The organism is Enterobacter sp. MGH120 (genome assembly GCF_001037725.1).
GTDB classification, from domain to species: Bacteria; Pseudomonadota; Gammaproteobacteria; order Enterobacterales; family Enterobacteriaceae; genus Enterobacter; species Enterobacter hormaechei_C.
Genome location: NZ_KQ089940.1, coordinates 3,845,598 through 3,869,831, shown reverse-complemented (window position 1 = coordinate 3,869,831; position 24,234 = coordinate 3,845,598). Strand labels below are relative to the sequence as shown.

General features: G+C 55.9%; 24 protein-coding genes, 1 tRNA gene and 1 pseudogene. 10 read left to right on the top strand and 16 right to left on the bottom strand.

What is annotated here, in order from left to right:
* Positions 1-158: 158 nt before the first annotated feature.
* Positions 159-1,304, top strand: a complete 1,146-nt coding sequence (locus SK54_RS18090) for a porin (protein WP_017383228.1) — start codon at positions 159-161, stop codon at positions 1,302-1,304.
* A gap of 87 nt (positions 1,305-1,391) precedes the next feature.
* On the opposite strand, the gene mnmH is transcribed toward SK54_RS18090, so the two are convergent.
* From mnmH to ppiB, 5 genes are all read right to left on the bottom strand, one after another.
* Positions 1,392-2,462 (bottom strand): tRNA 2-selenouridine(34) synthase MnmH, encoded by a 1,071-nt coding sequence (gene mnmH, locus SK54_RS18085; protein ID WP_048247727.1) that lies wholly within the window; start codon positions 2,460-2,462, stop codon positions 1,392-1,394.
* Positions 2,463-2,546: 84 nt separating this feature from the next.
* Positions 2,547-3,614: a 5-(carboxyamino)imidazole ribonucleotide synthase gene (gene purK / locus SK54_RS18080; RefSeq protein WP_048247725.1), complete on the bottom strand. Its 1,068-nt coding sequence runs from the start codon at positions 3,612-3,614 to the stop codon at positions 2,547-2,549.
* On the bottom strand, positions 3,611-4,120 hold the full coding sequence (purE, locus tag SK54_RS18075) for a 5-(carboxyamino)imidazole ribonucleotide mutase (protein ID WP_003858921.1): 510 nt from the start codon (positions 4,118-4,120) through the stop codon (positions 3,611-3,613). Before purE ends, purK begins: the two co-directional genes overlap by 4 nt.
* 119 nt (positions 4,121-4,239) lie before the next feature.
* Positions 4,240-4,962 (bottom strand): UDP-2,3-diacylglucosamine diphosphatase, encoded by a 723-nt coding sequence (gene lpxH, locus SK54_RS18070; RefSeq protein ID WP_017694382.1) that lies wholly within the window; start codon positions 4,960-4,962, stop codon positions 4,240-4,242.
* Between the two features lie 3 nt (positions 4,963-4,965).
* Complete coding sequence (ppiB, locus tag SK54_RS18065; RefSeq protein ID WP_000256009.1) at positions 4,966-5,460, bottom strand: peptidylprolyl isomerase B; 495 nt, start codon at positions 5,458-5,460, stop codon at positions 4,966-4,968.
* 175 nt (positions 5,461-5,635) lie between these two features.
* On the opposite strand from ppiB, the gene cysS reads away from it, so the two are divergent.
* Entirely contained in the window at positions 5,636-7,021 is a 1,386-nt protein-coding gene (gene cysS / locus SK54_RS18060; protein WP_017383232.1) for a cysteine--tRNA ligase, read from the top strand.
* Positions 7,022-7,112: 91 nt separating this feature from the next.
* On the opposite strand, the gene SK54_RS18055 is transcribed toward cysS, so the two are convergent.
* The 5 genes from SK54_RS18055 to folD all read right to left on the bottom strand — a co-directional run bounded on the left by SK54_RS18055 (position 7,113) and on the right by folD (position 11,671).
* Entirely contained in the window at positions 7,113-7,634 is a 522-nt protein-coding gene (locus tag SK54_RS18055; protein WP_032647481.1) for a metal-dependent hydrolase, read from the bottom strand.
* 73 nt (positions 7,635-7,707) lie between these two features.
* Positions 7,708-8,724, bottom strand: coding sequence for a Mal regulon transcriptional regulator MalI (malI, locus tag SK54_RS18050; protein ID WP_023303216.1), 1,017 nt, complete (start codon positions 8,722-8,724; stop codon positions 7,708-7,710).
* 83 nt (positions 8,725-8,807) lie between these two features.
* Entirely contained in the window at positions 8,808-10,307 is a 1,500-nt protein-coding gene (locus tag SK54_RS18045) for a PTS transporter subunit EIIC (RefSeq protein WP_023303217.1), read from the bottom strand.
* Positions 10,308-10,589: 282 nt separating this feature from the next.
* On the bottom strand, positions 10,590-10,802 hold the full coding sequence (ybcJ, locus tag SK54_RS18040; protein ID WP_017694378.1) for a ribosome-associated protein YbcJ: 213 nt from the start codon (positions 10,800-10,802) through the stop codon (positions 10,590-10,592).
* 2 nt (positions 10,803-10,804) lie between these two features.
* Positions 10,805-11,671 (bottom strand): bifunctional methylenetetrahydrofolate dehydrogenase/methenyltetrahydrofolate cyclohydrolase FolD, encoded by an 867-nt coding sequence (gene folD, locus SK54_RS18035; RefSeq protein WP_006809817.1) that lies wholly within the window; start codon positions 11,669-11,671, stop codon positions 10,805-10,807.
* Positions 11,672-11,981: 310 nt separating this feature from the next.
* On the opposite strand from folD, the gene fimA reads away from it, so the two are divergent.
* The 6 genes from fimA (at position 11,982) to sfmF (ending at position 17,988) form a co-directional block, all read left to right on the top strand.
* Positions 11,982-12,545, top strand: coding sequence for a type 1 fimbrial major subunit FimA (gene fimA / locus SK54_RS18030; RefSeq protein ID WP_003858911.1), 564 nt, complete (start codon positions 11,982-11,984; stop codon positions 12,543-12,545).
* A gap of 69 nt (positions 12,546-12,614) precedes the next feature.
* A complete protein-coding gene (gene fimI / locus SK54_RS18025) occupies positions 12,615-13,157 on the top strand; it encodes a type 1 fimbrial protein subunit FimI (protein ID WP_017383235.1) in 543 nt (180 codons plus the stop codon).
* Positions 13,158-13,191: 34 nt separating this feature from the next.
* Entirely contained in the window at positions 13,192-13,884 is a 693-nt protein-coding gene (gene fimC / locus SK54_RS18020) for a type 1 fimbria chaperone FimC (RefSeq protein WP_015571222.1), read from the top strand.
* Positions 13,885-13,898: 14 nt separating this feature from the next.
* Positions 13,899-16,457 (top strand): fimbrial biogenesis usher protein, encoded by a 2,559-nt coding sequence (locus SK54_RS18015; RefSeq protein WP_015571221.1) that lies wholly within the window; start codon positions 13,899-13,901, stop codon positions 16,455-16,457.
* Positions 16,450-17,457 (top strand): type 1 fimbria D-mannose specific adhesin FimH, encoded by a 1,008-nt coding sequence (gene fimH, locus SK54_RS18010; protein ID WP_023296054.1) that lies wholly within the window; start codon positions 16,450-16,452, stop codon positions 17,455-17,457. The genes SK54_RS18015 and fimH overlap by 8 nt, the downstream gene beginning before the upstream one ends.
* Positions 17,458-17,466: 9 nt before the next feature.
* Entirely contained in the window at positions 17,467-17,988 is a 522-nt protein-coding gene (gene sfmF, locus SK54_RS18005) for a fimbria assembly protein (RefSeq protein WP_017383239.1), read from the top strand.
* Positions 17,989-18,038: 50 nt separating this feature from the next.
* Here sfmF and fimZ read toward each other — a convergent pair whose 3' ends face one another.
* The 3 genes from fimZ to SK54_RS17990 form a co-directional block, all read right to left on the bottom strand.
* Positions 18,039-18,671: a fimbria biosynthesis transcriptional regulator FimZ gene (fimZ, locus tag SK54_RS18000; protein ID WP_003858901.1), complete on the bottom strand. Its 633-nt coding sequence runs from the start codon at positions 18,669-18,671 to the stop codon at positions 18,039-18,041.
* 809 nt (positions 18,672-19,480) lie between these two features.
* The gene (locus SK54_RS17995; RefSeq protein ID WP_048247722.1) at positions 19,481-20,197 is read right to left on the bottom strand and encodes a helix-turn-helix transcriptional regulator; all 717 of its coding nucleotides are present in this window, start codon (positions 20,195-20,197) and stop codon (positions 19,481-19,483) included.
* Positions 20,198-20,221: 24 nt separating this feature from the next.
* Positions 20,222-20,884, bottom strand: a complete 663-nt coding sequence (locus tag SK54_RS17990; RefSeq protein WP_032682233.1) for an EAL domain-containing protein — start codon at positions 20,882-20,884, stop codon at positions 20,222-20,224.
* Positions 20,885-21,187: 303 nt separating this feature from the next.
* On the opposite strand from SK54_RS17990, the gene SK54_RS17985 reads away from it, so the two are divergent.
* Positions 21,188-21,264 (top strand) — tRNA-Arg (locus SK54_RS17985).
* A gap of 15 nt (positions 21,265-21,279) precedes the next feature.
* Here SK54_RS17985 and SK54_RS17980 read toward each other — a convergent pair.
* From SK54_RS17980 to SK54_RS17975, 3 genes are all read right to left on the bottom strand, one after another.
* Positions 21,280-22,437, bottom strand: a complete 1,158-nt coding sequence (locus SK54_RS17980) for a tyrosine-type recombinase/integrase (RefSeq protein ID WP_223831790.1) — start codon at positions 22,435-22,437, stop codon at positions 21,280-21,282.
* Positions 22,320-22,655: a helix-turn-helix domain-containing protein gene (locus SK54_RS22190; RefSeq protein WP_071886183.1), complete on the bottom strand. Its 336-nt coding sequence runs from the start codon at positions 22,653-22,655 to the stop codon at positions 22,320-22,322. Before SK54_RS22190 ends, SK54_RS17980 begins: the two co-directional genes overlap by 118 nt.
* Positions 22,656-22,761: 106 nt before the next feature.
* Positions 22,762-23,052 (bottom strand): hypothetical protein, encoded by a 291-nt coding sequence (locus SK54_RS17975; protein WP_156172759.1) that lies wholly within the window; start codon positions 23,050-23,052, stop codon positions 22,762-22,764.
* Between SK54_RS17975 and SK54_RS17970 the strand changes: the two are divergent.
* Positions 23,028-24,212, top strand: a pseudogene (locus tag SK54_RS17970) (host specificity factor TipJ family phage tail protein); the annotation flags it as partial. The gene SK54_RS17975 and the pseudogene SK54_RS17970 overlap by 25 nt on opposite strands.
* Positions 24,213-24,234 lie beyond the last annotated feature (22 nt).

The following is a 24,234-nucleotide window of genomic DNA, read 5'->3' as shown; positions in this document are numbered from 1 at the left end:
CGGCATTTCTGCTGGTTCGTCATCGCTTAACGGCACAAATCGTTAATGCCCCTGCATTTAGTAGCACAAAACATTAAAAACCCGCCCACACAGCCCGAATTTTTCCGGTTAATATTCACCAGCTAAATATTTAGCAGCGTGTCTATCAAGGAAAAAGAATGACTATAAGAAAAACAGCGCTGGCGACAACGATCGGCGCAGCAGTGGCATTGGCTTCTTTCGCATCTCAGGCGGAAATCACCCTTCTGAAACAGGATCCGCAGGCGGGTAACCCGCTGAGCCGCCTGAACTTCACCGTTGGCGGCAGTATTCGTCCTCAGTTCCAGAATATGACCGGTGATGACGGCAAAAACAGCTACAAGCGCAACGGCTTTGACGGCGGCACCCGCTTCCGTTTCGCTGCGGATTACTACCTGTTCGATGACATCAGCTGGATCAGCTACTACGAGCTGGGTGTGAACATTCCGGCGCAGTTCAACTGGGATCATCACTATGCCGACGGCGCGCACGACACCTCTCGTCGTATGCTCTACACCGGTCTGAAGAGCGACACCTGGGGTACGCTGACCTTCGGCCAGCAGAACAGCGTGTACTATGACGTAGTGGGCGCAAAAACCGATATCTGGGACTACGACATGATTGGTCAGGCGCCAGGTAACGGGATCAACGGCGACTATGACGGCTCTTACCGTTCACGCCAGATGCTGAAGTACAAGAAAACCGTGGGCGATGCTGACATCTACGCCTCTTACCTGTTTGAAGACAGCGAATACCTGCCGGGCAACGGCCTGCGTTACAAACGTAAAGGCGGCGGTTCACTGGGTATCGATTATCACCTGACTACCGATCTGACCTGGGGCGCAGCGTGGAACTACACCCGCGCGGACATGCGTAACCCGGACAACGGCGACAGCAAATCCTACGACCAGAACATCCTTGGTACCGCCCTGAGCTGGACGCCGGATAACTGGACCTTCTCCGCAGGCGGCGGCTGGTATCAGAACTTCCTGACCACCAAAAAAGTGTCCGTTAACGACTACTTCGCCGGTGATGCATGGGGTATTGAATACTTTGCGGGTTACAAGTTCCCGGTTGGTCAGTATGCGGTGAAATCCATCCAGCCGTACTTCATGGGCGACCGTATTGAGTACGTGAATGGCCGTAACTACCAGCGCATCGACAACGGCGTGGGTATCAGCTTCCAGCTGGATTACGGTTTCCGCGTGGATTACGAACACGTGTTCACCTCCAGCACCGACAACCTGGGCGACATGAACCTGGTGCGTCTGCGTTACGACTTCTAAGTGGTTTGTTCCCCGGTGGCGCTGCGCTTACCGGGGCTACAAAAGCACGCGTAGGCCGGGTAAGGCGTAGCCGCCACCCGGCTTTTTTCAGCGATCGAGCCACTCAGCAATTTCTTCGTACGTCCCGCGATACACAATCTTCTCCGCCTTTTTCTCCAGCTGATAGCCGTACATCGGGTCGTAATAGTCCTTCAGCAGCGGCACAAGCCAGCTGAAGTGCGCGTCAGTGCTGCCAGTACGCTGTTGCTCGACAAGCGCGGCATCCAGCAGGGCGGTAAATTCCGCAAAGCGTTGCAGCCCCAGACGGCGACGAATGGCGTACAGGCCGTGATGCAGATATTCGCTGTACGCTTTCCAGCCCGCCTCTTCACCGCAGGCGGCAGAAAAGTCGGCCCACATGTGGACGAAATACTCTTCGCGCAGGCGCTCAAGACGGATCTCAAACGGATCCTCGACCACCACGACAGGCGCTTCAGCCATGCCGTCGCGCAGGCATTCCGGCAGGTGGTTAGAGCCAATCATCCGGCCCTCGTCTTCCAGCACCCAGCGCGCGGCGTCTTTTTTCAATAGCTCAACCGCAAGGTGATTCTCGAAGCTCGCCTGAGAAAGCTGCGGGGTGAGCGTGCGACCAAACGACGAGCCGCGATGGTGCGCCAGCCCTTCCAGATCGATGCCCTGCGCATGCTGCTTCACCAGCAGCGTTTTACCGTTACCGGTACAGCCGCCGATAAGCACCATCGGCTTTTGTGACTGCTCAATGGTCACCTGAATCGCCGTCTGACGCAGGGCCTTATAACCGCCGCGTATCAACGGATAGTCGACGCCCGTCTCTTTCAGCCAGGCCTGGGAGATGTGTGAGCGCTGGCCACCGCGCGCGCAGCAAAGGTAGCCCTCAGGATGGACCAGGCAGGCTTCCCGCCAGGCGTTGATGCGCGCCTCTCGCGTTTCGCCGTTGACCAGGCTATGGCCGAGCGCCAGCGCGGCGTCCGGACCCTGGCGTTTATAGCAGGTGCCGACGGCGGCACGCTCGTCGTCGTTCATTAAGGGCAGGTTGAGTGCGGCGGGCATCGCACCCTGGGCAAATTCGATCGGCGCGCGAACGTCGATTAAAGGGGTATCGGACGCGAGTATCGCGCGATAGTCCGTTCCATCGTTCATGGTGATTCCAGAAGAAAACTGAGCAGCAATGGGCGGGGATTGTACGCCGGGGAAGGGGAAGGTCAACTCCCCGGCGGGGGATACTTACTTCAGTTTTGACTGCGCCCAGACAATACCGCTCGCATATTCTGGCGGCAGCAGGGGAACAATCGCTTCCAGCGTGGCGCTCAGGCGGTCCGTGTCGGTATCGTTCAGGTTCAGGTGGCCGACCTTACGCCCCGGACGCACCTCTTTGTCGTACCAGTGCAGGTGCACCAGCGGTAGCTTCAGCCAGTTGTAGTTCAGATCGGTGCCGATCAGGTTGATCATCACCGACGGGCTGGTCACCACCGGCTGCGGCAGCGGCAGATCGGTGATGGCGCGCAGGTGCAGCTCGAACTGGCTGATGGAGGCGCCGTTTTGCGTCCAGTGGCCGCTGTTGTGCACGCGCGGCGCAAGTTCGTTGATCAGCAGACCCGACGGCGTGACGAAACACTCCATCGCCATCACGCCCACATAGCCCAGCTCATGCATGATGGCAGAGAGCATCTCTTCCGCCTGCGCCTGCTGGTCAGCATTGGCCTGCGGGAAGGCGACGCTGGTGCGCAGGATGCCGTCCTGATGCAGGTTATGCGTCAGCGGGTAAAAAACGGTGTGCCCGTCATGCCCGCGCGCGCCCACCAGCGACACTTCACCGCTAAAGTTTATGCCCTGCTCAACAATGCACTCGCCGTAGCAGTCGTCCGGCAGCTCGGCGGTGTCGTTCGCGCGCAGGCGCCACTGCCCGCGGCCGTCGTAGCCGCCGACGCGACGCTTCACAATCGCCAGGTCTCCCAGCATCGCAAACACGTCATCCCACTCGCGCTTATCGGAAAGCAGCAGCCACGGCGCGGTCGCGAGGCCGAGCTTGTCGAAAAGCTGTTTTTGCGTGAGACGGTCGGCAATGATCGGGAAGACGTCGCGGTTCACAAAGGCGTTATGGCGCGCCAGCTCGCGGGTCAGGGCGGTTTCCGGCCAGCGTTCAATTTCGGCGGTGATCACGCTCTGATGGAACGGCACGGCTTCCGGCTCGGCATCCAGCCCGACAGGCCAGACGGCAATACCCAGCGGCTCACCGGCCTGACGCAGCATCCGGCCAAGCTGACCATTACCAAGAACGCAAACCTGCTTCATGCTGCACCCCGCGGATCCGGGTTATCCAGCACCTCATCGGTCTGGGCTTTACGCCACTCCGCCAGACGCTGATGTAACTCTTTATCATGCGTCGCCAGGATCTGCGCGGCCAGCAGGGCGGCATTTGCCGCACCTGCTTTACCAATCGCCAGGGTACCGACAGGAATACCGCGCGGCATCTGGACGATAGAGTAAAGGCTATCCACCCCGCTTAACGCGGCGCTTTGCACGGGAACACCCAGTACCGGCACCAGCGTTTTGGCGGCAATCATGCCCGGCAGATGTGCTGCGCCGCCCGCACCGGCAATGATCACCTCGTAACCGTTCTCTTCGGCGCTTTCGGCGAAGCTGAACAGTTTATCCGGCGTACGGTGCGCGGAAACCACTTCGACGTGGTGCGGAACATTCAGGATTTCAAAGATTTCGGCGGCGAACTGCATGGTAGCCCAGTCGCTTTTGGACCCCATCACGATGGCGACACGCGCCGGATTATTGCGGGAAGACATGCGTCTTAAAACTCCTGTGGTGCGGAACACACTGCTTTCGAGGGCACAGAGAATAGCATGTAATACCGGCAAGGAAAACGGTTGCGTGGTCGGGAAATGAGCGAAAAGACGGGGAGGCGTTAAAACGGGAAGGCGATCAGTTCGACACCTTCCGGCGTAACTTTGACCATCGATCCTTCGCTGTGCCAGGCGCCTAAAACCACGCGATGGGCGGGCTCGCCGTTGGCGATAAGGGAATGCACATCGGGACGATGGGTATGGCCGTGGATCAGCCACTGAACGCGATGCTTCTCCATCACCTTCACCACCGCCTGCGGATTGACGTCCATGATGGTCATCGATTTGCTGCTGTTGGCGGCCTTGCTGCCCGCGCGCATTCTGGCGGCGATGCGGTTGCGGATAAACAGCGGCAGGGCGAGGAACACTTTCTGGATCCACGGGGTGTGAACTTTGGCGCGAAACGCCAGGTAGCCGGTATCGTCAGTGCAGAGCGTGTCGCCGTGCATGATCAGAATATTGCGGCCATAGAGGTTTAGCACCTGCTCTTCCGGCAGCAGCGTCATACCGCTCTCGCGGGCGTAGCGCTGGCCGATCAGGAAATCACGGTTGCCGTGAATGAAATAGCAGGGGACGCCGGAATCCACCAGCACTTTAATGGCCGCAGCTATCTCACGGTGCAGCGGGTTCGGATCGTCGTCGCCAATCCAGGCCTCAAACAGGTCGCCCAGAATGTACAGCGCGTCGGCGCTTTTCGCTTCACCGCGTAAAAAACGCAGAAAACCGGCGGTTATCGCCGGTTCTTCTGTTTGCAGATGCAGATCCGCAATAAAGAGTGTCGCCACGAATTACTCGCTGACGGTCACGCTTGTGATCACAACGTCTTCTTTAGGAACGTCCTGGTGCATACCGCTGCGGCCAGTAGAAACGGCTTTGATCTTGTCGACCACGTCCATCCCTTCAACCACTTCTGCGAATACGCAGTAGCCCCAGCCTTGCAGACTTTCGCCAGAGAAGTTCAGGAAGTCGTTGTCCGCTACGTTGATGAAGAACTGTGCGGTCGCAGAGTGTGGCGCCTGAGTACGGGCCATTGCCAGCGTACCACGGGTGTTTTTCAGGCCGTTGTTCGCTTCGTTTTTGATCGCTTCTTTCGTCTCTTTCTGGCGCATGCCAGGCTCGAAACCGCCGCCCTGGATCATAAAGCCGTTGATCACACGGTGGAAAATAGTGTTGTTGTAGAAACCTTCGCGGCAGTAGTCCAGGAAGTTTTTAACTGTTTCAGGCGCTTTGTCATCAAAGGTTTTGATTACGATATCGCCATGATTAGTGTGGAAAGTAACCATTTTTGCATCCTGTTCCGTTATTGTGGTGCGTCGACCCGTGCTCGGGTCACATATAGGGGCTTGTTATAGCATAACCACAGGACACGATCACCTTGCATTGTGTGCTGACCGTACTCCGAATTATGGGTATTATAAGGAACAAACAATCCACACACGTGTTTACATGGAATCTTCGATGTTAAAAATCTTTAATACAATGACGCGCCAAAAAGAGGAATTTAAACCTATCCATGCCGGGGAAGTCGGCATGTACGTGTGTGGTATTACGGTTTACGATCTCTGTCATATCGGCCATGGCCGTACCTTTGTCGCGTTCGACGTGGTGTCACGCTACCTGCGCTTCCTGGGCTACAACCTGAAGTACGTGCGCAACATCACCGACATCGACGACAAAATCATTAAACGTGCTAATGAAAATGGCGAAAGCTTTGTCGCGCTGGTGGATCGCATGATCGCCGAAATGCACAAGGATTTTGATGCCTTAAATATTCTGCGCCCGGACAGCGAGCCGCGTGCGACCCACCATATCCATGAAATCATTGATATCACCCAAAAGCTGATCGAGCGCGGTCACGCCTATGTGGCGGACAACGGCGACGTGATGTTCTCGGTGCCAACGGACCCAACCTACGGTGCGCTTTCCCGCCAGGATCTGGACCAGCTCCAGGCCGGCGCGCGCGTGGACGTGGTGGACGTGAAGCGTAATCCGATGGACTTCGTGCTGTGGAAGATGTCCAAAGCGGGCGAACCGAGCTGGCCATCCCCGTGGGGCGAAGGGCGTCCGGGCTGGCACATTGAATGTTCCGCGATGAACTGCAAGCAGCTGGGCAACCATTTTGACATCCATGGCGGCGGTTCGGATCTGATGTTCCCGCACCATGAAAACGAAATCGCGCAGTCCACCTGTGCACACGGCGGCGAGTACGTGAACTACTGGATGCACTCCGGGATGGTGATGGTTGACCGCGAGAAGATGTCGAAATCGCTGGGTAACTTCTTCACCGTGCGCGACGTGCTGAAGTATTACGACGCGGAAACCGTGCGCTACTTCCTGATGTCTGGCCACTATCGCAGCCAGCTGAACTACAGCGAAGAGAACCTGAAGCAGGCGCGCGCTGCGCTGGAGCGTCTGTATACCGCCTTGCGCGGCACCGATAAATCTGTTCCGGCCGCAGGCGGTGAGGCGTTCGAGGCCCGCTTCGTTGAGGTCATGAACGACGACTTCAACACCCCGGAAGCCTACTCCGTGCTGTTCGACATGGCGCGTGAGGTGAACCGCCTGAAGTCAGAAGATATGGCGGCGGCCAATGCGCTGGCGTCTCATCTGCGTAAGCTCTCTTCCGTGCTCGGCCTGCTGGAGCAGGAGCCGGACCTGTTCCTGCAAAGCGGCGCGCAGGCGGACGACGGTGAAGTGGCGGAAATTGAAGCACTGATCAAAGCACGTCTCGAAGCGCGTCAGGCGAAAGACTGGGCGGCGGCGGATGCGGCGCGTAACCGTCTGACCGAGATGGGCATTATTCTGGAAGACGGCCCGCAGGGAACCACCTGGCGTCGTAAGTAGGTCCGTAACGCCCGGTGGCGCTAACGCTTACCGGGCCTACAAAATCACGACCGTAGGCCGGGTAAGGCGTAGCCGCCACCCGGCTTTTCTTTTACCTCCGCCTCCACCACAGCAACCCCATCAGCACCATCCCCGGCAGCCACACCCACAGCAGTTCTGAAATGATTACCTGATGCCCGTACGGCGTGGTGTAGCGTGACAGCGCAAACGGCGCGACCTTGATCACCTGCCACGGCGCAAAGAAGCGTTCATCAGACCATGGCCACAGCCAGCCGACGCCTTTCCCGCCTGTCGTTATTGAATCCAGCAGGCTGTGCGACAGCAATGACACGGTTAAAAACAGCCAGCAGCGCGTCAGGCTGGCCCTGAACCAACGTCGGCCTGCCAGCACGCAGAGTATCGGCACCACCAGGGCAAACAGTAGCGAATGAGTGAAACCGCGGTGGCCGAAAATATTCCCGTAGGCGACACCGAATTTAAACGCCAGTACGTCGGCATCGGGCAGCATGGCGAGGACGATCCCGGCAAACAGCAGGCGGGGTGGGATGACTTTGGTTCCGAGCCCTAAGCCCAGACACAGAGGTACGGCAGCGTGGGTGATAATGGTAGGCATTGCATTTATCCATGGCAAATCATGGGAATATAGCAGCAGATCCGCCGCAGCAAACCTGTGCTAAATTCTGATTTTACGCCGATTCCCGCGCGATAAGCTGCCCGGAGAGGGTAATGCGCTGCGTTTGCAGATCCGGCTCTTTCAGCCTGCGGATCATCAGCCCTGCCGCCTGGCGGCCGGTCTCTTCGCTGGCAGACGAAACGTAAGTCAGTGACGGCGACGTGAGATTAACGTGGAGCATATCTTCAAAACCAATCAGCGCCACCTGCTGGGTTAAAAACACGTCTTTACCCACCGTGCGCCCCACCTGGTGAATACCTGAGATTGAACCGATCATCGCGTCCGGTGAATGGCAGAGCAGGGCGGTAATCGTGTTGTTCTTCTCCAGCAGCTGACGAGTCGCCATGGCCGCCGCCTGCGTGTCATCGGTGCAGGCGGGAGAATATTCCTCACGCCAGACCAGGCCGCTCTGCGTCATCGCGCTGCGAAAACCAAGCAGGCGCTGCTCGCGGATACGGCACCCGTCGCGCCCGCCAATGTAGGCGATGTTACGGTGCCCGCGCTCGATAAGATAACGCGCGGCCAGGTTCGCCGCCTGGCGATTATCGCGCATCACCAGGTTGCATTTCTCTTCCAGCAACGACTGCGAAACCGCCACAAGCGGCAGCGGGCAGTGACGAATGTGTTCCGGAAGAGAGGCGGCGCGGGTGTCCGACGCCAGGTAGATGACGCCCGCCACGCCCTGCTGCTTAAATGAGAGCAGGGTACGCTCAAGATGTTCGCCGTCGTTCAGCGGCTGACCGAGAAATACCATATAACCCTGTTTCTCCAGCTCCTGAACGATGCTCGCCATCACCTTGATGGAAAAGCTGTCGCTGAAGTCGCGCAGGATCAGGCCGATTAAGTTGGAGGTGTTGGCGCGAAGATTGGCAGCGGCGACGTTATGAACATAGCCCAGCGTTGTGATGGCGGCATTGACCTTCCCGATCGTCGCCTCTGAGATCTTCCCTTTCTGGCGCAGCACCAGCGAAACGGTAGAAACCGACACGCCCGCATGCTTTGCGACATCAATGATGCTGACTTTCTTCAAAACCGCTCCCTGAAATTTCCCGATTATCAGCCAGATAAGAGGCGTCCCCCAGCGTACAGGAGACGCCTCCTTCAGGCATCTTATTATTTGCCAATCATCGTGGACATGGTCTGGGCGATAAACTGTGCTCTGGCCCCGAAAATCACCTGTATTCCGTTATCGCCAACGAACACCACGCCGCGCGCGCCAAGCCCGTTCAGCCCGTCCCGGTCCACCGCTTCGCTCTTCGCCACTTCCAGACGCAGACGTGTGATGCAGGAGCCGACGGAATCAATGTTCTGCGCACCGCCCAGCAGGCCGATGATTTCGGTGGCAAGTTCGGAATCGGACTTGTCATTCGCGCTGGCGGTCACTTCGGTGCGGCCCGGCGTTTTCACGTCGAAGCGACGGATCACGAAGCGGAAGGTGAAGTAGTAGATCAATGCCATCGGAATGCCGATGATAATGGCGCTCAGGAAGTTGGTCTGATAGCCGTTAAACGACGGCAGGATCCCGAACGACAGGTAGTCGATAAAGCCCGCCGAGAACGACTTGGCGATGTGCGCATGCAGCAGGTACATGGTCATGTACGCCAGGCCCGCCATAATGGCGTTGAAGACGTAAAGGATCGGCGCCACGAAGATAAAGGTGAACTCTACCGGCTCAGTGATGCCCGTCAGGAAGCAGGTGAGGGCCGCAGAGAACAGAATACCGGCCGCGATTTTCTTATTCTTCGTGTGCGCTTCGTGGTACATCGCCAGACACGCCGCAGGCAGTGCGAACAGCATCAGCGGGAACTCGCCCTGCATGAATTTCCCGGCGTTCTGGTAGGTGTCGCTGCTGAAGGATTTCACTCCCTCTTCCAGCATCTTGAACCAGATGGTCTGGTCACCGTGGATCACCTGACCCGCCTGGGTAGTGTAATCCCCGAACGAATACCAGAAGGAGGGATACCAGATATGGTGCAGGCCGAGCGGGATCAACGCGCGCTCCACCAGCCCGAAGATAAAGGTCGAGGCCGCCTGGTTATCGCCGTTCACCACCACGGACAGGGCGTCGATCCCGGATTGAATATGCTGCCAGACGTACGGCAGCAGCAGGCCGAGCAGGAACGACAGAAACGCCGTCGCAATCGCCACAAAGCGCTTGCCGGAGAAGAAGCCGAGGAACTCCGGCAGCTGCATGGTGTGGAAGCGGTTGTAACACCAGGCCGCAAGAATACCGCAGATCAGGCCGCCAAAGACGCCCATCTGCAACGTCGGAATGCCAACGACCATGGCGTATTTGCCGCCCTGAGAGGCCATTTCCGGCGTGATGTTCAGCACGGTGCTGATGGTGATGTTGGTGACAAACACGGAGACCGCCGCAGAGAGTGCGGCAATGCCGGATTCCGAAGCCAGTCCGACGGCAGAGCCGATGGCGAACAGCATCGGCAGGTTATCAAAGATAACCCCGCCGGCGTTCATCATCAGCGGCAGATGGAACTTATCGCCGAAGGCCAGCAGCAGGCCCGCAGCGGGAAGCAGTGAAATTGGCAGCATTAAGGCGCGACCAATCATCGATAACTTAGACAGCGATTTAACAAACCCTGATATCAGGCTCATGCTGATTTCCCCCGAGTAGCGCTTTTTTCACGCTGTTATTGTAAGTAGAACGTTTTAGTAGAACGTTCTATTTATCGTGGGGAAAGTCTGAAAATCGCGCAACTTAATTTTCACATTTCGCCAGAGGGAATAGTGATTATTTGAAGTTGATCGATAATTAACCGTGATGGGTGTGAGGGGATTGTGAGAGAAATTGCCGGGTGGCGGCTTCGCCTTACCCGGCCTACAAACGGAGACAGTACGTAGGCCCGGTAAGCGCAGCGCCACCGGGCATCAGACAGCTCAGGCCGTCACGGTCACGCTCTGTCCTGCGAAGCTCACGGTCTGACCCGCGACAATTTTGCAGCGCTTGCGGGTTTCCACCGCGCCGTCTACTTTTACCTGCCCGTCGGCGATGACGATCTTCGCCTGCGCGCCGCTTTCGCTCCAGCCTTCCAGCTTCAGCAGATCGCACAGCTCAACGTGCGGGTGTTTACCTAAAGAAAAAGTTGCCATGATTACGCGTCCTCTACGTCGTGATACTCCTCGCACGCCTGCAAGGTATTCTGAATCAGTGTTGCTACCGTCATCGGGCCTACGCCGCCCGGGACCGGAGTAATATAGGATGCGCGCGCTGCGGCATCTTCATACACCACGTCGCCGACCACTTTGCCGTTTTCCAGACGGTTAATACCCACGTCCACGACGATTGCGCCCTCTTTGATCCATTCACCTGGAATAAAGCCCGGCTTGCCGACCGCAACGATCAGCAGATCGGCGTTTTCGACGTGGTGACGCAGGTTTTTGGTGAAGCGGTGGGTAACGGTGGTGGTACAGCCCGCCAGCAGCAGCTCCATGCTCATCGGACGGCCCACGATGTTGGAGGCGCCAATCACCACGGCGTTGAGGCCGTAGGTATCGATGTTATAACGCTCCAGCAGCGTCACGATGCCGCGCGGGGTACACGGACGCAGGCGCGGCGCGCGCTGGCACAGGCGGCCCACGTTATACGGATGGAAACCGTCAACGTCTTTGTCCGGCGCGATGCGCTCCAGCACCTTCACGTTGTCGATGCCCGCAGGCAGCGGCAGCTGAACCAGGATGCCGTCGATCTCTTTATCGGCATTCAGGGTGTCGATCAGTTCCAGCAGTTCCGCTTCGCTGGTGGTTTCCGGCAGATCGTAAGAGCGGGAGACGAACCCCACCTCTTCACACGCTTTGCGTTTGCTGCCGACATAAATTTGCGAAGCCGGGTTGCTGCCAACCAGCACAACGGCCAGCCCGGGGGCGCGAAATCCGGCGGCTTTACGCGCCTTCACTTTTTCCGCAACCTCAGAGCGCACCTGCTGCGCAATCGTTTTACCGTCAATAATCTTTGCTGCCATCAGAGAGAAGATTCCGTCTGTAACGTTAGAAAGGGGGGATTGCCTGTATTTTGTCAGAAGCGAGCGCCGCTGTCAGTCACCCTTTACGAGATTTCATCGATGGCCTGCAAAACCCCTTCTCAGGGCATGGTCAATTTCTTAGAGGCGATTAGGATGTGACCTGGCAAAATGGCAGCGTTTTGACATATTACGAAATAGATTCCTGAGCTACTTTGTCCTCTCCGAAATAAGCCTTCAATTTTTTAATTGAACGTATTTCTTATTCCCGAATATGCGCGGGAAGGGTTATTTACATTTTAAAGGAATAGACATGAAACTCAGCAACATTGCTTCTACTGTTATTGCAACTCTGGCCCTGGTCGCGGGTGCCGCTCACGCAGAAGATCCGGTAGCGCCTGTATCTGTAAACGGTGGTACGGTGCATTTTAAAGGTGAATTAGTGAATGCCGCGTGTTCAGTGAATACTGACTCTTCAGAGCAGACGGTTAATCTTGGCCAGTACCGTACCGCGAAATTCACTAAAGTAGGTGACACCACCTCCAATATTCCGTTCACCATCGAACTGAACGACTGCGATCCTGCGGTAGCGAAAACCGCTGCTGTCGCGTTTACCGGCCAGATCGACGCCACCGACAAAACGCTGCTGGCGGTAAGCTCCGGTAACAACGACAACTCCGCGAAGGGCGTAGGTATTGAGATCCTCGACAGCAAATCCTCCACGCTGACCCCGGACGGCGCCACCTTCTCTGCGGCGCAGAACCTGATTGAAGGGACTAACACCCTGAACTTCACCGCGCGCTATAAAGCCACGGCGGCGACCACCGAGCCAGGCCAGGCAAACGCGGACGCAACATTCGTAATGAAATACGAGTAATGCCTGAGTACAGGGATGTGGCTGGCCTCAGGGAAGAGGTCTTTTGATCGCCTATACCGGGAGCGAAGGATGACAAGGACTGGGATACTGCTGTGTGCCCTTGCGATTGCCTCAGCGGTAAACGCACATACCGTGGTCATAGACGGCGGCAAAGTACACCTCAGGGGAGAACTGGTTAACGGCGGCTGCGCCGTGGCCCCGGACAGCCAGAATATGCGCGTGGATATGGGGCAATACCGCACAAACGCCTTTTCCGGCGTCGGCAGCTTTTCCACGGTTAATGTGCCTTTCACCGTACGTCTGCTGGATTGCAGCGTGGACGTCTCCCGCACCGTGGGGATCCAGTTCCAGGGAGTGACACCGGCAGAAGACCCGCAGGTTTTCCTGGCGACATCGCGGCCGGGGGAAAATGCGGTCAGCAGTGGTGTCGGGCTGGCGCTGTTTGACGAACAGCAACGTCAGATCATCCCGAACGCGACGGCGGTGAGCTGGTTACCCATTGACACCCGCGAGCTGGTATTTCATTTCAGCGCCCGCTACCGGGCAATTTCCGAACACCTTGTACCAGGCACTATTCAGTCGAATGTCTGGTTTACGTTGATTTATCCCTGACGCCTGCGAACTAATTATTAAAGGTACGGTTGTGATGAACACCCTGATTAAACCTGGACTGTTTTTAGCTTTTATTTTGATGATGGTTTCTGCCAGCGCGAATGCGTCCGGCGGGATTGCGCTGGGCGCGACGCGCGTTATTTATCCGGCCGATGCCAAACAAACGTCGCTGGCGATCACCAACAGCAATAAACAAGAGCGCTATTTAATTAACGCGTGGATAGAAAATGCCAACGGGCAAAAGGAAAAAACCTTTGCCGTCACGCCGCCGCTGTTTGTCAGCGAGCCGGCCAGCGAAAACACCCTGCGCATTATCTACGCAGGCCCGGCGCTGCCTGCCGATCGCGAATCACTCTTTTACATGAACGTCAAAGCGATTCCCTCCGTCAGCAAAAAACATCAGGACGGCAACAACGTCCTGCAACTGGCTATTCTGTCACGTATCAAGCTGTTTGTTCGCCCGGCTAACCTGGCGATGCCGCCGGAAGAGGCGCTCTCACAGCTGCGCTTTGAGCGCGTCGGCAACCATCTTAAGGTGAGCAATGCCTCGCCGTATTACGTCACGCTGGTCAATCTGAAGCTCGGCGGTCAGACGCTGGATAACCTGATGGTTGCCCCTAAAAGCTCGGCACAGCAGGTGCTGCCTGCCGCTGCGAGCGGCACGCTCTCCTGGCAGAGTGTGAATGACTATGGCGCCATTACGCCGGCGCGTAGCGTCAGCCTGTGAGCAGAGACAGGGCGATGAACACTCAATGGCGTTACTGCCCGGTTGCGCTGGCACTGATGGCAACGCTCTGGCCACTCGCTGGCTGGGGCGAAAGCTACTTTAACCCGGCGTTTCTCTCCGATGACACGGCGAACGTGGCGGATTTGTCGCGTTTTGAAAAAGGCCACCAGCAGGCACCGGGCGTCTATCGCGTCGATATCTGGCGTAACGATGAGTTTATCGGCACGCAGGACGTGCGGTTTGAGCAAGCTGACAACACGCCGCCGGTCGCGGGCGGTTTGTCGCCGTGCATTACGCGCGCGATGCTCGATCGCTTTGGCGTCAATATCGCCGCCTTCCCGGAACTGAGCAACGTGCAGGGCGATACCTGCGTTCCGCTCACCACGGCTATTCCGGGCAGCGAAACGGCGTTCAACTTCGCCTCATTGCGCCTGAACGTCAGCCTGCCTCAGGTAGCGATGCAAAACAGCGCCCGCGGGTATATTCCGCCTGAACAGTGGGATGAAGGCATCCCCGCCGCGCTGCTGAACTACAGCTTTACCGGCAACCGGGGCAGCGACGACGACAGCTACTATCTGAACCTGCAAAGCGGGTTGAACTATGGCGCCTGGCGATTACGCAATAACGGCGCGTGGCGTTATACCGAAAGCAACGGCCAGCGGCACAGCAGCTGGCAAAATATTGGTACCTGGGCGCAGCGTACGATCATCCCGCTGAAAAGCGAGCTGGTGCTTGGCGACAGCAACACCGGTAACGATGTCTTCGACAGCGTTGGTTTTCGCGGTGGTCGCCTCTATTCGTCCGACAGTATGTACCCGGACAGCCTGCAAGGTTACGCGCCTACCGTGCGCGGAATCGCCCGCACCCCTGCCAAAGTGGTGATCCGCCAGAACGGATACGTGATTTACCAGAGCTATGTGCAGCCGGGGGCTTTTGCGATAACTGATCTTAACCCGACCTCCTCAAGCGGTGACCTGGAGGTGACGGTGGAAGAGAAGGACGGCAGCCAGCAGCGCTACACCGTCCCGTATTCCACCGTTCCGCTGCTCCAGCGTGAAGGACGCTGGAAATACGATCTGGTGGCAGGGGACTATCGCAGCGGCAACAGCGAGCAGGACACGCCGTTCTTTACTCAGGGTACGATGATTGCGGGTCTTGCCGACGGCTACACGCTGTACGGCGGAACGCAGCTGGCCTCGCGCTATACCGCCATCGCCATTGGCGCGGGTAAAAACCTCGGTGACTGGGGGGCGGTTTCACTTGATCTCACCCATGCCCGCAGCCAGCTTGCCGATGACAGCCGCCATGAAGGGCAGTCCCTGCGGTTCCTGTACGCAAAATCCCTTAACGGATTCGGCACCAACTTCCAGCTGCTGGGCTATCGCTACTCGACCAAAGGCTTCTACACCCTCGACGATGTGGCCTGGCGCACAATGGAAGGCTACCAGTATGGCGACGATCAGGACGATGACGGCGTGCCGGACGTGCAGAGCTATCACAACCTGACGCTGAATAAAAAAGGGCGTTTCCAGCTCAATATCTCCCAGTCTCTCGGCGATTACGGCTCGGTGTACGTGTCGGGCAGCCAGCAGAGTTACTGGGGCACCAGCGAATCCAACGTCTGGTATCAGCTTGGCTACGCGGGCGGGGTGAAAGGGGTCAGCTACGCCTTATCCTGGTCGTGGAACAAGGCCGTCGGCATTGACGGAACCGACCGGATCGCCTCGTTCAACGTCTCCGTCCCGTTCAGCCTGTTCACCCGTCACGGCTACCGTCGCGATAACGCGATCGACCGGGCCTATGCCACAGCCTCTGCCAGCCGTAACAGCGACGGTGATACCAGCTGGCAGACCGGGATCAGCGGAACGCTGCTCCAGGATCGTAACCTGAACTACAGCGTCACGCAGGGTCACACCAGCAATAACGGTGCCAGCGGCAGCGCCAGCGCTAACTGGCAGGCAACGTACGGCACGCTGGGCGTGGGCTACAACTACGCCCGGGATCAGCACGACCTCAACTGGCAGCTCTCCGGCGGCGTGGTAGGGCATTCAGACGGCATCACATTCAGTCAGCCGCTGGGCGATACCAACGTCTTGATCAAAGCGCCGGGCGCGTCAGGCGTGAGCGTCGAAAACCAGACCGGCGTCAAAACAGACTGGCGTGGCTATGCGGTGATGCCGTACGCCACGGTGTACCGTTACAACCGCGTGGCGCTCGACACCAACACTATGAGCAACAACACCGACATTGAAAATAACGTTTCCAGCGTCGTGCCGACGAACGGTGCGCTGGTGCGCGCCAGTTTTGACACCCGCATCGGCGTGCGTGCGCTGCTCACCGTGAAGCGTGATAACCAGCCTGTACCGTTTGGGGCGGTGGTGCGTGAGACGCAGAGCGGCGTAACCAGCATGGTGGGAGATGACGGTCAGATTTACCTGAGCGGGCTGCCGCTGAGCGGAGAACTGCTGATTCAGTGGGGAGACGGGAAACAGTCCCAGTGTCGTGCGCCCTACAGCCTGCCAGAACAAAGCCTGCAACAGGCGATCACACTTAAGGGGATCCGCTGTGAATAAAATCCATTATCTGGGGCTATCCCTGCTGGCGTTTTTTCCGCTATCTGAGGCCTTCGCCACGGTCTGCGTCAATGAAAATGGCGTGCCGACGGAGGTGTATTACGACCTGACGGATAAATTTAACAGCTCCAATAACCAGGTGGGGCAGATTGTCACGCTCAGCGAGAAGTCCCAGTGGGTGGGCGTCAACGCCGTCTGCCCTAAGGGAACGTCCGGGAACACCACCAAGCGCAGCTATGTTACCGATTTCCCTGTTACGGGCACCAGCGATGGCTACCAGTATCTGAAGCTAAACGACTATCTGGACGGGGCGATGAAAATCACCGACAGCTACGCTGGCACGTTTTATCCGCCCAAAAGCTACATTCAGATGGGGAGCCACCCGAATGTGTCTAAAAACAAACCGTTTGGCGTACAGGATTCCAGCCTCGTCTTCCGGCTTAAAGTGACCCGACGCTTTATCAATATGGTGGTGATCCCCCGGGCGACCATGTTCCGGGTTTACGTCACCACGACCTCCTCGGATCCGCTCACCACGCCGGTTTATACCATCAGCTACAGCGGGACTATTCAGGTGCCTCAGAGCTGTGAAATTAATGCCGGGAATGTGGTGGAGTTCGATTTCGGAGACATCGGCGCCTCCCTGTTCAGTAAAGCAGGCATCGGGAATAAGCCGGAGGGGATCTCAGCGCAAAGCAAAACCATCGGCATCAAATGCACCAACGTCGAGGCGAACGCCATGCTCACGATGCGTGTTGAAGCGGAGAAGGTTTCAGGCAGTACGCTGGTTTCCGATAACGCGGATGTGGGTTTTGTGATTGCCAACAGTAATGGCGTGCCGCTGACGCCCAACAACCTGACCAGCAAAATCCCGTTCCGTCTGGACGACAGCGCTCAGGCGCAGGTGGGGATCCGCGCGTGGCCCGTCAGCGTAACCGGTAAAAAACCTGCCGAGGGGCGTTTTACCTCTCGCGGCTATTTACGCGTCGACTACGACTAAGGAGCAGGTATGCGAAACGGAATGCGGTATTTAGCCGTCGCGCTCTTTGCGCTTTGCTCCCCTGCACACGCAGAGACGGCGCTTGGGGAAATTAACATTCAGCTCTACGGCAATATCGTGGATTTTACCTGCGTGGCGGAGGGGGACGACAGCAATAAAACCGTCACGCTCGGCACCTGGCCCACGAAACAGCTTCGCACAACGGGGAGCCGGACGCAGCCTGTACCGTTCACCCTGAAGCTGACCGGATGTCCGCCGGGGGCGGCTTCGGTCACATTTACGGGGAAGATGGACGGGCATGATAACAGCCTGCTGGCGCTGAATGATGCCAGCGCGGCCAGCAACGTGGCCGTAGAGATCCTCGACCGGGATAAAACGCGCCTCGCGTTGCAGCAGACCAGCCAGACGGTGGCGGTAGATGCGCAGGGAAATGCCGAACTGTCGTTTTATGCCAATTATATCGCCACGGCGGATAACCCGCAGCCGGGACGGGCTGACGCCGATGCAACTTTCATGATTAATTATAATTAATCGTATCCACTCTCCCTGTAACGGTTATATGTTGCAGGGAGAGGGTAGGATTATAGTAATTCGTGCGCCTTCGCGTAATCAATTAATTCAACGATACTTTGCACGCCCAGCTTGGAAAAGATATTAGACTTATGGGCGCTAATTGTTTTGTTGCTAAGTAATAATTGATCCGCAATCTCCTTATTAGATAATCCGTTCGCCAGATATCGCAGAACCGTCACTTCACGATTCGATAATGGCATATCCACGGCGGCGCCCGTCCGCGAGCCCAGATGGTTTATAAAACTCAATGTTTCTGAGGGGAAGAAGGAATAGCCCGTCAGGATCATTTCCACCGCGTTATAAATTTCCCCCAGATCTTTTCGCTTACTGACAAAACCATTTGCCCCGGCGCGGATGGCGCGTCCTGCGTAGAAGGCTTCAGATTTCGAAGAGAGGAAAAGAACCTTAATGTCTTTATTTAAGTTCCTGATTCTTTTCAGTAATACGAACCCATCCGTGCCCGTCATTTCAATATCGAGAATGACCAGGTCAATGGGGTGGTTGCGTATACAGTCAAGCACCTCGTGGCTGTCGCCTGACTTCAGTTTGACCTGGATGTTTTTATTTTTCTGTAGCAGGACTTCTATCGACATTCTGACGATAGGGTGTTCGTCCATAATGATAACGGATGCCGGTTTCATTTTTTATGCCTCAGATTGTTAAAAGCGTTATGCTGAGTTTTGTTAAAACTCTCGAAAAGCCGGAAGGATAATTGCGCAGATCCTTGTACGGTAAATGTCCCTGGGAAGAGCGAAAGCATCCTTGTTTACGTAGTGGTGATATCAATGCCTCAGCGCAGTTATCTCATAAGGCTGGTTATGGCAAAATGATTTTTCTTATTCGCGTGTCAAACACGTCTTATTATACCGTTTAAGTATTGTCCGAAAAGCCTGTAAATTAATATCCATATATTGCTGATTATTATGTTCTGGATCTGAATCACTAACTTTTTAAAATTAGCAAAAATGTCCTGATATTGCATTTACCACACACTTTCATCTTTATGTAATAACAAAAAATAAACGATTTTACTGTATGTTAAATGAATGTTAACAGCGAGCAGGCTGTGACAACCAGCATCCCGCCTGCCTGCCATCCCTGAAATCCGCCATTTCGTGCGTCATCTCTCCGTTTCAAACGCCTCATGGCAAATTGCCGTTCCCAACAACAGAACAGTACTATCTGCTGTTTTCTTCACCTCTCATCGCATTCTTTTACAGGTGAATCGCTTGTTTTTACACCATTATCACCCTGTTAACTGAAGCGCCAGAACCTTAACGCATGGATAAAATCACTCTCGTTGAGCGTACCGGCAGCATTTCGCATGGTTTAAGACCTGGAATTAGGAATAGTTATAAAATCGAAAGTTTTGTTAAAAAACACAAAAATTTAACATATATCCTAAGTAATTTCCTAAAGGTCTTTAGGAATTAAGAAGTTACTGAATACGTTAATACGTGAAATCTGAGAGGTTGTTGAGAAGATGTAGCAACTCATGACGATGATTCAGCCCAAGTTTCGCCAGGATGCAGCTGAGACGGTAAATAATGCGGCTGTAGGGGCGGTTCTGTAACTGCGCGATCTGCCGCAAGGAGCTCCCCTGCGACAGCGCCTGTAAGATCGGCCATTCATCCCGTGAAAACCACTCTTTGCGGTTGCCGACGGGGGCCGGTGCTTCCAGTAAGGTTTGTTGCATAGCCAGCGCCGTAAGCTGGCGTTCAAGCACATGAAAAGGGCCAGCCGCTTTACAAAACAGGCGAGCATCATAATCATCGGCGCGGACGAGCAGGTAGGGTGTCAGGTAGGGGGCGAACAGGCTGTGGCGGCGTAATCGGTCCAGCAGGTCGATGAGCGGCGAGGCGCGGCTCTCAATGTCTATTACCAGACGCGATGAAGGCCAGTGATTTAAATCACTGAGGGCGGCTTCCAGCGTGGAATAGTCGCAGCAATTGCTCAGGGGCGACTGCCCGCTCAGTAAACCGGAACGGAAAAAATTATCCTGTGTGACCAGAATGATAAAGGGAGCATCGGTTTTGCGGGTCTGGTTGATTGACTGGCTCAAATATTCGAGACGATCAAAAAATGGGAGAGCAAAAGGCGAGTGCGTAGAACCCAGTGAATCACTTCCTGTCCGACGACGCCGGTAACGGCGCACTGTCATTCGCATAGCTTCCCTCTTGGCGATGACCGTTCAGTCCTCCTGCCATCTCCAGGATGGCCAATAATATCCCTGACCGAAGCGCGCGCCAGCATGAAGCGCGCAAGTACGGTCCCGTTCTGTTTCAATGCCTTCAATAAGCACATTCGCAGCGATTTTTGAACAAAGGGTGACCAGCTGTGTCAGCGCCGGCGTTTCACGTAAACGCCAGAAAGCGATCTTATCGATTTTTATTCCGCTTAATGGCAGGCGGCAGGATAAAAATGCTTGTCCTGACGCTTCATCAATATCATCCAGCCAGATCCGGTGTCCTCGCGCGGTCAACTGCTGAAGCGCACAACTCACCCTCAGACGCGCCGGGTCTGAGAGTGTAAAGAACGAGGCAGGCTCCACGAGTTCAATGTTCAGCGGTGGGCTGTTAAGTTGCAGTAAACGCTGAAACATTTCCGGTATGGTCAGAACGGTTATCGGCAAATTTATGAAAAGGTTGTCACAGGGGCAGGGGTTTTTTAACGCGGCGATCTGTGCTTCCAGCAGCATAAGCGCCCGGGCGGCGGACCAGTCCTGGAAAAAGCTTTCGTTTTGCTGATGCGGCGACAGCACGCTGAGCACTTCGGCCCCCACCGTGCGCGAAGATGAGAGGGCGACAATGGGTTCAAGCTTAATGCCTGTAATATCGTGTGAGATGTGCTGCACGCACGAGGGAAAACCTGTCTGGTCTGGCGCTGTCACTCCGTCGTCCTGTTCACTTCCAGCCTCCAGGCGGCCGGGTTACCGCAGGACAGTGTGAAGGTGAAGTAAACAGGAAAACAGCAGGCGTTACTTAAAAGCGGCTAAGCCTTTTCGCAGCCCGTAAAAGAGGGATAAATGTTGAAAAAACAGCCGTATTTACAATCAGCTAGTCATTATCGCCAGAGAAGGCGGAAAAGGCATTGACTCACTACGCATTGACCGTATAATTCCAGGCGTTTCACCACCGCGAAGTACACTCTTCTCCGTGCGCCCTTAGCTCAGTTGGATAGAGCAACGGCCTTCTAAGCCGTAGGTCGTAGGTTCGAATCCTACAGGGCGTGCCATTTAAAAACAGGCGCTTACGCCAGTTTCAAGCCAGCCTGATTTTCTCCTTGTGTCGTATTTGTGTCATGGTTGCCAAAAATGGCATCAATTTTCCGTGCGTGTTCGCTTAAGTGGTTCGGCGCCAGGTGAGCGTATCGACGTACCATTTCGATGGACTCCCAGCCGCCCATTTCTTGCAGAACGGACAACGGCACGCCGGACTGAATTAACCAGCTCGCCCAGGTATGCCGGAGGTCGTGAAAACGGAAGTCCTCTATACCCGCTCTTTCAAGTCCAATGCGCCAGGCGACATTGTCATCCACTCGCATTTTTCGGACAGCCGGAGTGACGGTTTTATCCGGGCGCGTTGATGGCTTCGTGTGAACGAATACCCACCTGGAACTTTTCCCGATCTGATCCCTTAACACCCTGCATGCGGTATCATTCAGAGCAACGCCGATAGCCTTGCCCGCCTTCGCGTTCTCCGGATTTACCCATGCAACCTTTCTCTGCATATCGACCTGCTGCCACTCCAGATCAATAATGTTGGAGCGGCGCAGGCCGGTTGCCAGTGCAAATATCACCACCGGCTTTATCGACTCCGGCATGCAGGCAATTAACCTTTCTGCCTCGTCCCTGGTCAGCCATCGGATGCGTTTGCTGATCGGCTTTTTGGTTTTTATAACCGGGGCCGTTTTAATCCAGCCCCAGTCATTAGCCGCAGCCTTGAATAGAGATCGCATGAACGAAAGGTGCTGGCTCTTTGTGGCCTGGCTTACCGGTTTCTCAACATACGGAGGCGGTTCCTTCCCCCGGCGTATAGCCGCGTCCCTGCGCGACTCCCAGACCTGAATATGCTTACGGTTGACCATCTTCGAAACAGCCTCATGAACCTGATCAGCTGTGATGGTTGAAATATCCCGGCCGGAGAAATGCCGCAGGAAATATTCGATTTTGGTCTTATCGTCATCGAGTGACCGCTTATGCTCCTTCTCGCGGATCCACCTGATGCAACATTCCTCAAACGTCCTCGTCGGCAGCTCTCCAATTTTATCAACCCGCCACGCTTCTGCCTTCAGCTTGTCGTGCAACTCCTGCGCTTGTTTCTTGTCCCCCGTACCAAGAGATCGTCTAATTCTTTTCCCTGACGGCGTAACGAAATGACAGTGCCAGACGCCGCCTCTGAGGGTGATTGACATAAAATTTCTCCTTTATGTTCACCCGCGCTCGCAGGAACAGGATCGCGCGGGTCATGTAAATACGCAATACATGCAACGTCGGTCGTGCGGTATTTGTTACCGATCTTCTTACCGGCTAGTTGCCCGGAGTCGATAAGACGGTAGACAGTTCTCGGTGAGGTGATTAGTAGCTCGGCCGCCTGTCTGGCTGTCAGTGTTTTTGCCTCAACCATGCATTTCCTCCAGGCAAAAAAGAACCCGGCGCGGGGCCGGGCAAAAGGGATCACGAGGTGGTGCTTTCGCACCCAATAGCCAGCTCATAACTGGCTATCAGTTGCGTCAGTGGAAGCTAATGCAGCCATTGCTCGAGGCCATTTCCATAGCTGACTGCCAGTGCTTGTATTGCTCGAAGAAGCGGTCTCCGATCTCTTCCGCCTTGTCATGGAAGGTTTTAAAATCAGCCAGTAATTTCGTCGCAACAGCTGTGCCAATAAATCCTTCGCAGTCACTGAAGTTGATCAATTCATAGAATGGGCCGCTATCGGAGTTGAGCACACCACCAAAATGGTTAGCTTCTTTTCCATGTCCACCCTCATATTCGCCAACCGGATAACTCCGGTGACGCGTCACTGCTCAAGGTCGAAGAGATCCACAGCATCAACATCAGGACAAACGTCGTTCATCCTACCGACACGCTTGTGCGAGTAAAAGTCCGCGCGACAGAGAACGCTCTTGGCAGCCGCGAGCGCAAATATAACGCACTGGTGACGCGCCATACCATTACGTACGACCTGGACACGCAGACGGTGGATTACACCCTGAGGCCGTCGCGCTCGTTCGCTGATGCAGTGGCTCACACCTGGCTCATCATGGGTGAGCAGCCGGTAAGCAGCATTGACCTGTACGGGCTGTACTCGATCGCCGAAAGCCTGCCTGATGAGCGACTGGGCTACTTCGACTACACGTTTGACGACGAGAACGACTCACTCGGCGACCGCGTGCAGGCGATCTGCAATGCGGCGTCGGTGGTGGCGTACTGGGATGACGGCGTGCTGACGTTTACTCGAGACCAGAAGGTTGATTACCCGGCGGCCGTATTCAACCGGGCCAACATGAAGACGGACGAGTACAAAATGACGTACGAAGCTACTCTTCCAGGCGGTTATGACGGCGTGCAGGTGTCCTACGTTCACCCGACCACGAACAACAAGACGTACATCAACTACCGCGTGCTGAACGGCGCTATCGTTGAACAGGAAGCGGAGAACCCGAACAAGCTGGAGATCGTCGGCTTCCGTAATGAGTATCAGGCCCGGGAGCGAGCTCTGCGCGAAACCAAGCGCCTGATCTACTCGCGCGTGAAGATGAACGCCAAGGTGTTTGAGGACGGCATTATCCAGGTCGGTAGCGTCATTCAGATGCCCGACATCTACGACAGCAACCAGCAACAGGGTTACATCACCGGGCGCGCCGGTAATAACTTTGATACCAGCGAGCCGATCACGTTTACCGGTTCGATGTATGTGCTGGTTACCGACAGCCTGGGTAACCCGACTCTGCGCTATCCGGCCACCGCCCGCAGCGACACGAAGTACGGCTTCACCGCGGCAATACCCGACATTCAGCTCAATATATGGAACGGAGACACTGTGCAGCTCCCGTCGCGCTACCTCATTGCGACAGTGGAGGAACTGGACAGTCAACTATGGACGGTCAACAGCATCAAACCGAACACAGACAACACGGTATCTCTGACCGTCGCGGAGTACAGCGACGCCATCTACCAATAAGAACCGTCCCCGACCAACCAGA